The organism is Dapis hubbardiae BLCC-M172 (assembly GCF_050016015.1).
Lineage (GTDB): Bacteria > Cyanobacteriota > Cyanobacteriia > Cyanobacteriales > Microcoleaceae > Trichodesmium.
On the sequence record NZ_JBNHEQ010000298.1, the window covers coordinates 23,482 to 37,505 of the forward strand.

General features: G+C 37.5%; 9 protein-coding genes and 1 pseudogene. 5 read left to right on the forward strand and 5 right to left on the reverse strand.

The window, feature by feature from the left end; all coding sequences use genetic code 11:
- Positions 1-26: 26 nt before the first annotated feature.
- Entirely contained in the window at positions 27-2,567 is a 2,541-nt protein-coding gene (ppsA, locus tag ACP6PK_RS27935; RefSeq protein ID WP_426564590.1) for a phosphoenolpyruvate synthase, read from the reverse strand.
- 591 nt (positions 2,568-3,158) lie between these two features.
- Here ppsA and ACP6PK_RS27940 point away from each other — a divergent pair.
- Positions 3,159-3,497 (forward strand): winged helix-turn-helix transcriptional regulator, encoded by a 339-nt coding sequence (locus ACP6PK_RS27940; RefSeq protein ID WP_426564644.1) that lies wholly within the window; start codon positions 3,159-3,161, stop codon positions 3,495-3,497.
- A 1,673-nt stretch (positions 3,498-5,170) separates the two neighbouring features.
- Here the strand turns inward: ACP6PK_RS27940 and ACP6PK_RS27945 are convergent.
- Positions 5,171-5,338: a hypothetical protein gene (locus tag ACP6PK_RS27945; RefSeq protein WP_168186572.1), complete on the reverse strand. Its 168-nt coding sequence runs from the start codon at positions 5,336-5,338 to the stop codon at positions 5,171-5,173.
- A 60-nt stretch (positions 5,339-5,398) separates the two neighbouring features.
- Between ACP6PK_RS27945 and ACP6PK_RS27950 the strand changes: the two genes are divergently transcribed.
- From ACP6PK_RS27950 to ACP6PK_RS27960, 3 genes and pseudogenes are all read left to right on the forward strand, one after another.
- Complete coding sequence (locus tag ACP6PK_RS27950; protein WP_426564592.1) at positions 5,399-7,792, forward strand: CHAT domain-containing protein; 2,394 nt, start codon at positions 5,399-5,401, stop codon at positions 7,790-7,792.
- Between the two features lie 287 nt (positions 7,793-8,079).
- Positions 8,080-9,003, forward strand: a complete 924-nt coding sequence (locus ACP6PK_RS27955) for a tetratricopeptide repeat protein (RefSeq protein WP_426564594.1) — start codon at positions 8,080-8,082, stop codon at positions 9,001-9,003.
- Between the two features lie 420 nt (positions 9,004-9,423).
- Positions 9,424-9,627, forward strand: a pseudogene (locus ACP6PK_RS27960) (IS5/IS1182 family transposase); the annotation flags it as partial.
- 267 nt (positions 9,628-9,894) lie between these two features.
- On the opposite strand, the gene ACP6PK_RS27965 reads toward ACP6PK_RS27960, so the two are convergent.
- From ACP6PK_RS27965 to galT, 3 genes are all read right to left on the reverse strand, one after another.
- Positions 9,895-10,047: a hypothetical protein gene (locus ACP6PK_RS27965; protein WP_168186571.1), complete on the reverse strand. Its 153-nt coding sequence runs from the start codon at positions 10,045-10,047 to the stop codon at positions 9,895-9,897.
- 137 nt (positions 10,048-10,184) lie between these two features.
- The gene (locus ACP6PK_RS27970) at positions 10,185-11,285 is read right to left on the reverse strand and encodes a D-alanine--D-alanine ligase family protein (protein ID WP_094674578.1); all 1,101 of its coding nucleotides are present in this window, start codon (positions 11,283-11,285) and stop codon (positions 10,185-10,187) included.
- Positions 11,286-11,665: 380 nt separating this feature from the next.
- Entirely contained in the window at positions 11,666-12,682 is a 1,017-nt protein-coding gene (gene galT, locus ACP6PK_RS27975) for a galactose-1-phosphate uridylyltransferase (protein ID WP_094674576.1), read from the reverse strand.
- A 326-nt stretch (positions 12,683-13,008) separates the two neighbouring features.
- Between galT and ACP6PK_RS27980 the strand changes: the two genes are divergently transcribed.
- Positions 13,009-13,830, forward strand: a complete 822-nt coding sequence (locus tag ACP6PK_RS27980; protein WP_426564597.1) for a DUF928 domain-containing protein — start codon at positions 13,009-13,011, stop codon at positions 13,828-13,830.
- The last annotated feature ends 194 nt before the right edge of the window (positions 13,831-14,024 follow it).

Genomic DNA, 14,024 nt, shown 5'->3' on the forward strand with positions numbered 1-14,024 from the left:
TACCGTGCAGGAAAACCGCTGTAAAATTACTTCGCCCTTGCTACATCCATAATGTCATCCATTACGGAACCCGACTCCTCCATCTTACCAATATCCAACAGAGTCTTCAACAATGAATCAGGATTTAAACTCAATGAGTCAATACCTTCCTCAACTAAGAAGCGAGCAAATTCAGGATAGTCACTAGGCGCTTGACCGCAAATACCAATCTTGCGATCGTATTTCTTAGCAGCTTTAATAGCAATTTTCACCATCCGACGTACCGCTTCATTCCGTTCGTCAAAAATGTGCGCCACCAATGCCGAATCTCGGTCTAAACCTAAAGTCAACTGAGTCAAATCATTAGATCCAATAGAGAAACCATCAAACACTTGGGCAAACTCGTCGGCAAAAATCACATTGCTGGGCAACTCGCACATCACATACACTTGCAACCCATTCTCGCCCCGTTTCAAACCATTTTTCTCCATCTCTGCCAACACCTTGCGACCCTCATCAGGAGTCCGACAGAAAGGAATCATTGGAATCACATTAGTTAAACCCATTTCATCCCGTACTCGCTTCAACGCTTTACACTCTAAAGCATAAGCATCGCGATATTTTGGATCGTAGTAACGAGACGCACCTCGCCAACCAATCATGGGGTTTTCTTCCCCTGGTTCAAACTGACGACCACCCAATAAGTTCGCATATTCGTTACTCTTGAAATCACTCATCCGCACCACTACAGGATGAGGATAAAAAGCAGCAGCGATCGTACCTACACCTTGCGCCAATTTATCTACAAAGAAATCTGGTTTATGTTCGTACAACCCGGTCAAATTACCAACTTCCCGTTTTACTAACGGATCGTCCAACTCGTCATAGTGAATTAAAGCTAATGGGTGAGCTTTAATATGATTGGCAATAATAAACTCCAACCTTGCCAAACCAACGCCATCGCAAGGAATAGAAGACAGACCAAAAGCTTCCTCTGGGTTGCCAACGTTCATCAAAATCTTAGTCCTAGTCTTAGGTAAGTCACCCAACAAAGTTTCCTGCACCTCAAACGGCACCATACCCTCATAAACCTTGCCCTCTTCACCCTCAGCACAACAAACAGTCACTTCCTGACCAGTCATCAACACTTTAGTCGCATCACCACAACCAACTATTGCTGGAATACCCATCTCCCGCGCAATAATAGCAGCATGACAAGTACGCCCGCCTTGGTTAGTAACTATAGCGCTAGCCTTTTTCATAATAGGTTCCCAGTCAGGATCGGTTTTGTTTGTCACCAAAACTTCCCCTGCCATAAACTCGTCAATTTTATGCACGTCAAGAATAACACGAGCTTGACCTTGCCCAATCATTTCTCCCACGGCGCGACCGCGAACTAATACATCACTACTACCTTTAAGTTTGAAGTTACGGAGAATGCTACCAGATTTTTGAGATTGTACTGTTTCTGGACGCGCTTGCACAATGAACAATTCACCAGTGAGACCGTCTTTTGCCCATTCAATATCCATTGGCGTGTAATGGTCGCGCACTTGAGAATAATGTTCTTCAATAACACAGGCCCATTTTGCTAGTTGCAGGATTTCGTCGTCATTGATGCAATATTTTTCCCGTTCGGAAACTGGCACTGGCACATTTTTGGTAAGTTTGGAACCGCCGATGTCATAAATCATCTTCAGTTCTTTTGTGCCAAGACGTTTTTCCAATATTGGGCGGAAATCTTCTTTGAGGGTAGGTTTAAAAACAAAGTATTCGTCTGGGTTGACTGCTCCTTGGACAACGTTTTCACCTAAACCGTAGGCTGCTGTTACAAGAGCAGCATTTTTGAATCCAGTTTCAGTATCGATGGAGAACATGACGCCGGAGGAAGCGAGGTCAGAACGTACCATTTTTTGTACGCCCACTGACAAGGCAACGTCAAAGTGGTCGAAACCTTTGATGGTACGGTAGGATATGGCGCGGTCTGTGAATATGGAGGCAAAACATTTATGGCAAGCTTCTAATACTGCTTCATCACCGTAAATGTTGAGGTAGGTTTCCTGTTGTCCAGCAAAACTGGCATCCGGTAGGTCTTCAGCAGTTGCGCTGGAACGTACTGCTACATCTACTTCTTTGGTGTAACGTTCACATTCTTGTTTGGAATTTCCTTCTAGTTTGTCGCAATATTCGGCGGAAGTTCCGTAGCGATCGCACATTTGATGATATGCTGCGACGATGGCTGATTCTAACTCTTCTGGGAATGGGGTGTCAAGAATCAGAGTACGAGCTTGTTTTCCCCGCTTTCGTAAGTTCCTGACATCTTCTACATCTAGGTCAGCAAATAGTTCTCGCAGTTTTTTCTCTAATCCCGCTTTTTTGACAAAATACCGATATGCGTAAGCTGTAGTGGCGAATCCATTGGGAACGTTTACACCTTTGGGAGTTAATTGTTGAATCATTTCTCCCAGGGATGCGTTTTTGCCTCCCACTAATGGAATATCTGCAATTCCTACTTCTTCAAACCATAGGACAAAAGCTGTTTCTTTATCTACTTTTGTTATGTTTTTTTGACCTAATAGGTTCACCATAATTTTCTTCTCCAATGTTTTATTTATACCGTGTTGCTAGGCAGGATTTATTTATTTAATGTAAGGATTCAGCTTTTCGTATTTTCGTCAAGAATAAAGCAACTACTAAGATTAGCTGAAGACCTTTTTCGTGTCGGACTTTTAATTCTCCTTGAAGACTAATTCCTCCTGACAAAATAATGAATTAATGGCTGATAGCTGTTAGCTGAGTGCTGTTTGCGCAGCATTCCGTCAGGAAATGCTTACTATTTAGTTTTGTTTATTTTTTTTTCAAAATGTTAAACCGAATGATTTATTTATGGGATGTTAAGAAAAACAAACTTATCGATCCCTAAACGTTAAACTCCATAAGTAAGGTGAATTATTTCTATATATATCCTAGCTTTTCAGCTAGAGGAGGTTTTTTTTCCTCCATCTATATCCTAATACTTTCTACTGTAATTGCAATATAGGGTCTGAAAAATTCTTTAGTTACAAAAAGTAAAAATTTTTGTTTTTTCAGTGGTAAAGGTTATTATTAAAGAAAGATAAATTTTTAAGAGTTAGAAGAAAATGAAACTTAAAAATAAAAGTGTCAAATCAGATGTTAAAATGAGGGATATATTGTGTTTAAGCAACAATTGTCCGATTCAGTTTGTATTAGGAATATTGGGTAGTAAATGGTCGGTATTGATTTTGCAAGAGCTGTTGAGTGGCGATCGCCGAACTCACGAATTATTAGAAGCTCTACCGGGAATTAGCTCGAAAACCCTGACCTTAAGACTGAGGGAATTAGAAAAACATGGTTTGTTAGCAAGGCGGGTGTATCCAGAAGTGCCTCCCCATGTTGAATATTCTTTGACAGAGAAAGGATTAGAAGTGCAACCAGTAATGATAGCTCTCCAGCAGTTAGGAGAGCAATGGTTAGGCGAGAAAAATTGTAGTTGTTAGATGAATAAGTAGGGATTTTTGGGGAGCGATCGCTCATATTCCCAAGTGAGAAAATTGTTTTCAAATTACCGAATAATTAAGGTATAAAGCCTCTCCTTTTAAGGAGAAAAAAAAATCATTTTGCTCAATTATATCCGTTTTAAGGAGAGGTAATTATTAATTATTGAAAGTATATTCCAAGTATAGAACCCATTTGGTATCTTGGGCTTTGTTGCGAGTTTTTGGCTCAGTCCTCAGGAGTAGGGGTGATTTTCGTTCCGGAATACTTTCCTTCGGAATGCTCTGCAAACGTAAACGCTTGCCTTAGGAGCATGACAAACGGAAATCACCCGTACAGAAGTCAGGAGATTAAGAAATAAAATAGGGGAAAAAGGTATAAAAATGCTCCCATCTTCCCACCCTCCCCACACTTCCCACACTCCCCACCCCCATCATGTATAAAACAATAAATACCAAATGGGTTCTATATGAGGTACAAATATTAACTGCAAAGCTTTCCTGCGGAATGCTCCGCAAACGCTAATGGATGTTTGTAGTGGCGTGAAACACCTAAAATGTTGCAATAGTAGGGGCGGGTTTTAGTCGAAATTTCGATACTCAACCAAAGATTACAGCGGTTTTCATTTCAGTAGAGCACAGTAGAGGGGATTTCGTTCCGAATGCTGCGCAAACGCGTTTACGAAGTATTCCGGAACGGAAATCGCCCCTACAGGGTTTTGGCTATGACGATGTGGTTTATCCATCTGAAAAGCGCTGTAAACAAACCCGCCCTAATGCACACCCATTAGATGAAAGAGTCCAGTAGTGGCGTGAAACACCTAAAATGTTGCAATAGTAGGGGCGGGTTCCGCGTTAAATTATAGCGGTTTTCACTCATGTTGACTTACAAAACTTCTTCCTTCTCTCCTAGATAACTAAAGCCTTCTTCTTTCTTCCTTTAAACCCAAATCTCTGTACTCTATATTAATGAAAACTACTATAATGAGTCAGGGAATTTTACCCCGCAATATTATACCTCACTAAGACGAAATTTGCTGTAATCTTGCTTACTAACCACAGTCAAATTCCTCAGATTAAGAAAAAGAAAACTCTACAATCAAAGGATTTAAAAGATAGCATTCATATAATCCGATTTATCCGATATCAACTCTACAGCAAAATTTTCTCATATCTAGATTATCGTGACTCAAGAGCTTTCTAGCGTTCTGAATATAGAAAAAAAATGATGGTTTCACCTACCGGAGTTACAACATTAATGGATAATTTGATATTCTATCAATTGAAAAAAGGTGATTTAATGGCTTTAAACAAATACGGTTCTGTTAAGCAAAACAAAAATTATAGTCAATAAACCAGACAAAAAAGAAACTTTTTACATATAATATTGTCTAGGGAAAAAATAGGTTAATCTGTCATTTGGTCAGCTTAACCAGATTAATAATTACTATTGCTACTTGCTACCCAATATCTACTATTTTAGATGTCGGGCCGGAAATTAAAATGTAGGTATTTAACGGAATTAATACCTAGATTAATATTTTAGTGCTGATGATCAAATTATCCAGAAAGTCCTCCTGAATTAGTTAATAAGTAGTTGTAGAGAAAATTTAAAGATCAAGCCTCAGAAACCTAATACTAACATAGATGAAGAGGCCAAAAAATGAGCGTTATAATTATCTAACCAACCAGTCTGTAATAATCCCAACAGTCAAGTTAGTAATAGATAACGCCAAAACTAAGTGTGCAAATTGATAGGTCTGGGAAATCATAACCAGCACTACTTTGACCTTATTTAGACTAGCACCAAAACCACAGCCGTCATTTCTTTCCCATGTATTCACACATCAAAGCGAAGATCGGGAGTTTTGGCGGAATAATTTGAGCATAAGGATAGAAAATAAGTGACTCAAGAATTTCATATTTCAATTACTCCCCTGGGAGAAGACAAATATTTTGTCCGTACAGAAAACGTACCTGTTGGTTGCCCACTGGCCGAAGAAATAGTCGAATGGCCTGTAGAACAATGGCTGGCCCAAGCACGTCACCTACTTGGCGATCCATTTACCGATATCCTAGAAGAAAAGTCCAATTCTCAGGTAGTTATCCCCGATCAGATTGTGGCCAGGTCTGGGGAAGTAGTAAGTCCAAGTTTAGTAGCATTAGGCCAAGAAATGTATAAAGAACTATTCAAAGACACCCTGAGAGATAGCTGGAATTCTGCCCAAGCAATAGCTAATCATCTAGACAAGGACTTACGGTTACGTCTAGGTATTAAAGACAGACGTATATCCAGTTTACCTTGGGAGGTACTCCATGCAGACGATCGCCCCATTGCCATTGGTAATACTACTGTCTTATCTGATTTTGTTTTTTCTCGCTATCAACCTATTGTGTTCTCTCGCTCTCAACCTAATACCTCCTTACCTAAATATACCCGGGTACTAACTCCTGGAGAACCATTGAAAATATTGATGGCGATCGCAACTCCTACTGATAAGGACAGTCTACAACTAGAAAAAGAATATAAAGCATTACAAGAAGAATTGCAAAGAAATAGTGGGGAAACTCAAATTCACCTAGATATTCTTCATCAACCGGGGAGAGAAGAACTTACCCAAAAATTAGAACAAGGTAAATATCAAGTTTTCCACTATGCAGGTCATAGTAACTCGGGTATTTCTGGCGGTGAAATATCTCTAGTGAGTAATATAACAGGTTTAACAGAAAGTATGAGTGGTAATGATCTAGCAGGTTTGCTAGTTAACAATGGTATTCAGATGGCGGTCTTCAACTCTTGTCGAGGTGCTTACAACCATCTTGTTCACCCCACCAATGAGAGAGCAGAGATAAACTTATTAGAAGCAATGGCCAAACGGGGAATTCCAGGAGTTTTAGCAATGGCGGAACGCATTCAAGATGATGTTGCTATCATTCTGACAAAGTTCTTTTATCGCAACCTTAAACAAGGTTATCCGATAGACTTAAGTTTAAATCGAGCAAGACAAGGTTTGATTTCTACCTACAGTTCCGATCAACTTTCTTGGTGGGGATTACCTGTTGTTTATCTACATCCAGATTTTGATGGATATCTAATTCAACAACAAAACGATTCTAAAAATGAAATAGAAGAGGATATCCTGACGTCTATTGATGAAAAAATTGAATCTCCTAACTCACCAGAAGATTCAACTCCTGTACAACCAGATATTGATCCAAAGCAACTGGAGAAGTACCCTACTGAACCTGGAACTAATAATTTGAATTGTCAAGTTGAAGATGGTAAAAATCGAGTAGTAATGACAGACCAGGAGTTATTGAAAGAAAGAGAAATAATAGAGCAACTGAATCATCAATACTATGAAAAACAAGAAGATTTAATTACACCTAAAGAAAGTGGTGAAGAATCAACTCAGCCAATATTTAAGTTTTCCTGGAAAAAAACATTAGGATATGCTGTTTCAGGAATGATGTTATTGTTTGGTACTAACCTCATTAGTATCAATCGTCAACCAATAACTGCTAAATTGCCCAAAGCACCTGCTCCAGTTTTGAACTATGAATATAATAGGGTTCGACTTGTTAATGAGACAATCAATAATATCCCAGAAGTACAGAATCTGGCAATTGAACAGTTTAATCAAAATGATATTCGGGCTGGTAAATTGGTAGTAGAAACATTACTAGAAAGAGGTGAATTAATAAAAGCTGAAGCAGCAATAAATGCTGTACCAGAAACACTAAGCAACGCTCCAGAAATCAATTTTCTTAACGGTCGATTAGCTTGGGAAAAGTTTCAAGATACAAATCAAAATAATCTGATAGATCAAGCTATCAGCTATTGGGAAAAAGCGGCTGCAAAAAAACCAGAAAATATTCAATATCAAAATGCTTTAGGATTTGCTTATTACACTAAAGGTGAAATCAAAAAAGCTGAAACAGCTTGGGCTAAAGTGTTGATTTTATCTGGAGAAATTGCCCCAGAAATCGAAAAAACTCGTCCTGTTTCTTATAATAACGAGACAAATTTATCTGTCAAAAATAGAGAAGCTCTGAATGCTTATGCAGGTCTCGGATTAGTAACACTTAAATATGCTCAAAATTTACAAATAACTCCCGTTCAAGCTTTCAAATATTTTGGTAAAGTTATGGGAAAAGCTGGTCACGAATTTCATATCCGACAACTGCAAAAAAATTGGTTGTGGTCTCCTAAAGCCCGTCAAGATTGGGATAAACTATTGAAACTTCGAGACCAGCAGCAATTTAAACATAATCAAACTTTAGAAACGCTGACTTAAGTGATAGTCATGGTAGACCTAGTGACTGTTTATTTGTTAATAGGCTAATATAATTTATATATAATTTGTATTAGCCTCTCATACTTTTCCTTGAAATTCTCGTAGTTAAGGGAGCTGACATCTAGCAGTAACTTTTTATTTTAATTCTCTCTCAATTTCTCAATGGCTTTTGTCTCCTCTATTCGGCAATAGCTAACTGCCATTAGCTCCGCATTCCGCAGAAAGTGCTGACGGTTAGATATATTCAAAATTTATTCCTTTTAAATACTAATCTAATTCTATAAAATATGACTATGACACAAAAACAGGAAAACACAGTAATTTTTTTTAACTCAGTTTCTGGCAGAATACTTTCACACCTAATTGCTGTTTTGTTAACTCTAGGTGGTGTTTGGTTGTTTCAAAATCGACCAGTAAATTATGCAAAAACTATACCTTTAACTCCCGATCCAATTAACCTTGAAAGATATAACAAAGAACAACCTATTAATTATAGTGCTAATACTGTAGAAGTAGAAAAAAAAATAGCTATTGAACAATTTAAGAAAAATGATATTGAAGCTGGAAAAAAAGCTGTCGATTCCCTGCTAAATAGAGGTGCTTTTTTAGAGGCAAAAGAAGCTCTTAATATTCTAAAAAATGTATCTGAGAATAACAAAAATATCGATCCAGAAATTGATTTTTTATACGGTCGATTAGCTTGGGAGTTAGCCCAAGATGGAAATAGAAATTATAATGTAGATGAAGCTTTATTTTACTGGGAAAAAGCAGTTTCTCAACGTCCTGATTCTATTTTATATCAAAATGCTATAGGTTTTGCTTACTATACAAAAGGAGAATTGAAAAAAGCTTATGATGCTTGGGAAAAAGTCTTAAAATTATCAGGAGAAATTTTACCAGAAACAGAAAGATTGCAGAATATTTCAACTGAGGATATTACTACTCCAGAAGTTGAACAAAAAGATGCTCTTAATGCTTATGCAGGGATTGGATTAGTAATGATGAAATCTGCTAAAAATTCTCAGGGAAATGACCAAAGAGACCGCTGGTTGAGAGCGCTTCAATATCGGACAAAAGTAATGAGTGAAGCTGCGAAACAATATCATATTCCTGAACTCCGAAAAAACTGGTTATGGTCACGAGTGGCACTACGAGATTGGGATTTTCTGATGAGAACTGATTGGAATATTTTGAGGAAAAGAAATAATTGATCGGGACTGACGCAGGCGAAACCCCCAAACCCGGTTTCTCATAGACGTCTATTGCTCAAAACAATGATTTACGGCCTTGTTGCATGAAAGTATATAGCTGCCACACTTGCTCCGCATCTGTACTTCATAACGCGCGGAAACTGCTGTAACTATTGGACAATAGATGAATAAAACAGCAATCTTTAATATAAAAAGACTGAAACCTTTACAGGCAAAAGTTTTGAGGTTTAATCAGCCACCCCTAACTATTGGACAATAGATGAATAAAACATCAATCTTTAATATAAAAAGACTGAAACCTTTACAGGCAAAAGTTTTGAGGTTTAATCAGCCACCCCTAACTATTGGACAATAGATGAATAAAACATCAATCTATAGAAAGAGAACGATTGCGTTTTTTATGCGTAGCAGGCTAGACTGGGGCGAAAGAAGTGGAAGCGTGAAAGTGGCTACCATCGACGCTCTCTATCTGAAACCACCATGTTCAGGCTCAAAGTGATATTTGGAGGTAAGTTGCGACGACGAAAATTTGATGCCCAAGCAGTGGAGCTATTCATACAATGTGCCATGCTTAACCGTATGATTCAAAAAGGTAAGCCTAAAAGCTACAAAGTTGGAATCTAGTAGTTAACTCCACTAAGGGGAGTTTCGCGTTGGCGGAGCCTAGCGCCAGCTATATCGCAACTTTCATGCAACAAAGCCATTAATAATTGATAATTGATAATTGCAACTGCAATGTCAATTATATCATGTCCGGTAGCATCGGAGCATCTATAGGATTAGGTCACAATTGTAATAAACCCTTCTACCTTCTACCTTCTGACCTCTGCCTTCCTTCCACCAAAGTGTAAGTATTCAAGCGGACATGATATTAATTGAGGGCAAAATTTTTCAAAGACTGTTCGACAGCGATCGCTCTTGTTGTGCTTTGATAGCTTTGCGTTTTGCTATTTCTTGAGCAGGTAAAGTCTTTCCAGGGAATAATCTTGTCCGAAATTTTTGAGTTCTTTTTGGTAAGGCGATCGCTTCTTTTTCTCTATCCACAATTAATGATTCCTAAATTGTATGTGTGTACTTATTTAATATGAATTATACTACTGTCTACTTAAGAATGACAAAAATATTTAAAGATAAATGTTGGGTTTCGCACTCGCTCTACCCAACCTACAGAAAATTGTTAGTTACTTAGAATGTCTTTCTAAAGCTAATTGAATCAAAATATCTACTAACTCATCAAAAGGAATGCCAGTAGCTTCCCAAAGCATAGGATACATACTGGTTGCAGTAAAACCAGGCATGGTATTAATTTCATTAATAAAAATTTCTCCTGTTTTCTCCACATAGAAAAAGTCTACTCTTGCTAAACCTGCTGCATCCACTGCTAAAAATGCCTGAGTAGCCATTTCTTTGATTTGAGTGGCGATCGCCTCACTGACTCGCGCTGGAATAAATAAATCTGCTTTTCCTTCTGTGTATTTGGTTTCGTAATCATAAAAATCACTCTCAAAAGTAATCTCACCAACTACAGAAGCTTTCGGCACATCATTCCCCAACACTGCACATTCTAATTCTCTCGCTTCTACACCAGTTTCAACAATAATTCGACGGTCATAACTGGCAGCATTATCCAAGGCAGTTTCTAATTCTGAACGAGAGCGCACCTTAGCAATACCCACTGATGAACCTAAATTTGCTGGTTTAACAAAACAGGGATATTCTAAAGCTGCTTCAATATCATCACACAATTTGGGAAAAACACAAGGATTAGACCAAATTTGCGATCGCGTCACTGCTTGATATTTAACCTGGGGCAAACCTGCATGGTCGAAAGCTATTTTCATCGCTATTTTATCCATACCCATTGCCGAACCCAAAACCCCAGACCCCACAAAGGGAACCTGCATTAACTTCAGTAAACCCTGTATAGTACCATCTTCCCCATTCGGACCGTGGAGAACTGGAAACCAGACATCTACCTGTGCTGCTTCGGGAGGAGTTTGCCAAAGATTAGAAGAAGTTTCTTGAGTTAGGGATGTATTGGAATCATTATTATTTTCATCTGTTAATGGCAATGATGGAGGGTTGCCAGACTCTAGAACTTTTTGAGCAAAATCACTTGGTTGCCAACGACCATCTTTTTGAATATAAATTGGTATCAATTCGTATTTGCTGTTATTTTCACCCTTACTTAAAGCAGTAGCGATCGCTTTAGCGGAACGAATGGATACTTCATGTTCGCCGGAGCAACCACCAAATAATAAACCTACTCGTAATTTTGTCATGATCGGATTCCTTTAACAGAATTTTATTTTAGATAGATTATCATACTTAAGCTAATTGGTCATTCTCATCGTAATTAATAATTAATAATAGACATCTGGTGGAAAATAAATAAACCTTTTAGTTGTATTAGCTAAAGAAAGAAAAAGTCACTATAAAAAATCCTTTTTCCTGCCTTTTTCGTAAAAATATCTTACCTGTTCCCAGTTAAGTGTTCCCTGTTCCCTACTATGCGCAAAAAATCTATATCTTTTTCACGCCTAGGTCTAATGAATAATTAATAATTGAAGAACTTATGGCTAGTGAGATAAACTGCTGGACAAAGTAAAAACCAAATCTTCATAACTTAGACAATTTATTTGTCAGAATGTAGAAAATACCATTAATCTAAACTGCAACTAATAGGAATTTCCACAGAACGTAAAAAAGCAGCATTTTCTTCTGGCACAGCAGTATTAATAAACATTCCACTTCCCATTTCAAATCCAGCGGTAAGGGAAACCCTAGGAACAATTGCTAAATACCAATGGAAATAATCTGTACGTTGTTCATCGGTTGGAATTGAACGAATTATATAATTATAATCTGGGTTATTTAAGCCATAATAAAGTTTCCCTAAAACAGTTCTCAAATTATCAGCTAAATCTAACATTTCTGACTCAGTAATTTCATCAAAAGATGATGAATGACGCCTGGGAAAAATCCAAGTATGAAATGGAGAAAGTGCTGCATAAGGAATAAATGAAACAAAATATTTACTGGCATAAATTATTCTCTCTTCAGCAGCTAGTTCATCTGCTAAAGTTCGGCAAAATAAACATTCTCCAGTATCATCAAAATATCGCATTGCTTCCTGTATCCTAATCCGTAATTGATAAGGTACAATTGGCGTTGCTGCCAATTGAGAATGGGGATGTTCTAATGATGTACCGGCACCTTTACCATGATTCTTAAAAATTAGGATAGTTTGAATTCGTTTATCTTGTTTTATCTGTGAAGATCGCAGGCGATAAACTCTGAAAATATTGACTATATCTTGAAGTTCTAGAAATGGTATTGTCAGGTCATGGCGTGGGTGTTCGATAATCACTTCATGGAACCCAACTCCTGTCAGAGAACGGAAAGTTTTATCTATTTTTCTAATTTTTTCACCTGTTGGAGTTAGAGCTGGATATTTATTAGGTACTGCCCTAACTCTCCAACTATTATTATCTTTTAGTCGAAATGATTCTGGTCCTGTTAGATGTTCATTGCCGAGACAAAATGGGCAATTTGGTTGATACGATGGGATGACAATTTGCGATTTTTCGGGTTTAGCAAAATTATCAGGTCTTTTGGCTCTTTCTGTCGCAATAATGACCCAATCTCTAGTGATTAAATTTTGTCTTAGTTCAGTCATTGGTGTTTTTCCAATTATTTGATTAATCTAACTATAATCGTGTTTTTATGATTAACAATTGCAGTCATAAATAGTAGCTTTAAACCTTGGTTATTAACCCTAGTCATTTACACACCCATATATTTAGTAATTAATATAGAATAATACTAAGTTTTTTGGGGGAATCTCTGGATAAAGTATATGATTTTTAACAATTCTCATCAATTTTTTTGTCAAAAATTTTTCTCATGTCATAAATACAATTATTCTATTTTGACAAAAACTTAATAATATGATAATGTACGAGTTGAAAAAAATTCCTAAATCCTCAAGAATGGTTAAAGGTAATGAAATTAAATTTTCATCTAACTATTTTAGGTACTGTAGCCTTATTAACTCCAATATGCTTAACCTCTGTTGTTAATGCAGAAATTGAGATATTGCAACGGGAAGTAATAGCACAAAATATTAGATTCCAAACGCCAGAAATCAGAGAGCAGGGAAATAGAACTAGAACGTTTTCAATAATAAAGGAAGGAACTCGAAGTAGGTGTGAATTTAAAGATGCACCTACTGCTTTGATACCAGAAACTAATATTGGGTTAACTTTGGCTGAGTATCCGAAATTTTTTGTATATTTTCCAACAGAAGATGGAGAGTGTGGTTATTCTTATCAACCAGCAGAATTTGAGTTATTCGATGAAGCAGGCAAGACTGTCTATATCACCGAACTTAAACTTCCTGATGCCAGGAGTATTATTAGGATTAACCTGCCTGATGATGGTAGTATAACACCCTTAGCAGTTGGCAAAAAATATCAATGGAGGGTACTTGGAGTCTTGGATATTTGGGATCGAAGTTCAGATCTCGAAATATCATCTGGCTGGATTAAAAGAATCGAAATCACCCCAACCTTACTTCAGCAGTTACAAACAACAACACCCGATAATCATCCCCAAGTTTATGCTCAAGCCGGTATTTGGCACGAAACCCTCGACTCCCTAGTAACACTACGCCAGTCTGATCCCAATAATTCAACTTTTCTTATTCAATGGCCAGAGATTCTCAAATCAGTGGGGCTAGAAACCGTCGCGGATGCACCACTATTAACAGACAGTAACCAACCCACCGAAACAAAACAAAATCAGGACAGTTCTGATCTTAGATAACCTACATAACACAATACTCTGAATTCAAAAATTGGTCAATCCTCAAGGATGGTAAAGGTAATGGAATTAAGTTTTCATCTAACTATTATAGGTACTGTACCCTTATTATCTCCACACACCATACACACCAGATTTAAGTGGCTAAACTCATAGAAAAAACTATCTCCTGTTTGGGGTTATATCAAACCATAAAG

Bases quoted from the DNA above. Each gene is read 5' to 3' on its own strand.
- ACP6PK_RS27980 (WP_426564597.1), top strand. From the start codon at position 13,009: ATGAAATTAAATTTTCATCTAACTATTTTAGGTACTGTAGCCTTATTA.
- galT (WP_094674576.1), bottom strand. From the start codon at position 12,682: ATGACTGAACTAAGACAAAATTTAATCACTAGAGATTGGGTCATTATT.
- ACP6PK_RS27955 (WP_426564594.1), top strand. From the start codon at position 8,080: ATGACTATGACACAAAAACAGGAAAACACAGTAATTTTTTTTAACTCA.
- ACP6PK_RS27940 (WP_426564644.1), top strand. From the start codon at position 3,159: ATGAGGGATATATTGTGTTTAAGCAACAATTGTCCGATTCAGTTTGTA.
- ppsA (WP_426564590.1), bottom strand. From the start codon at position 2,567: ATGGTGAACCTATTAGGTCAAAAAAACATAACAAAAGTAGATAAAGAA.
- ACP6PK_RS27970 (WP_094674578.1), bottom strand. From the start codon at position 11,285: ATGACAAAATTACGAGTAGGTTTATTATTTGGTGGTTGCTCCGGCGAA.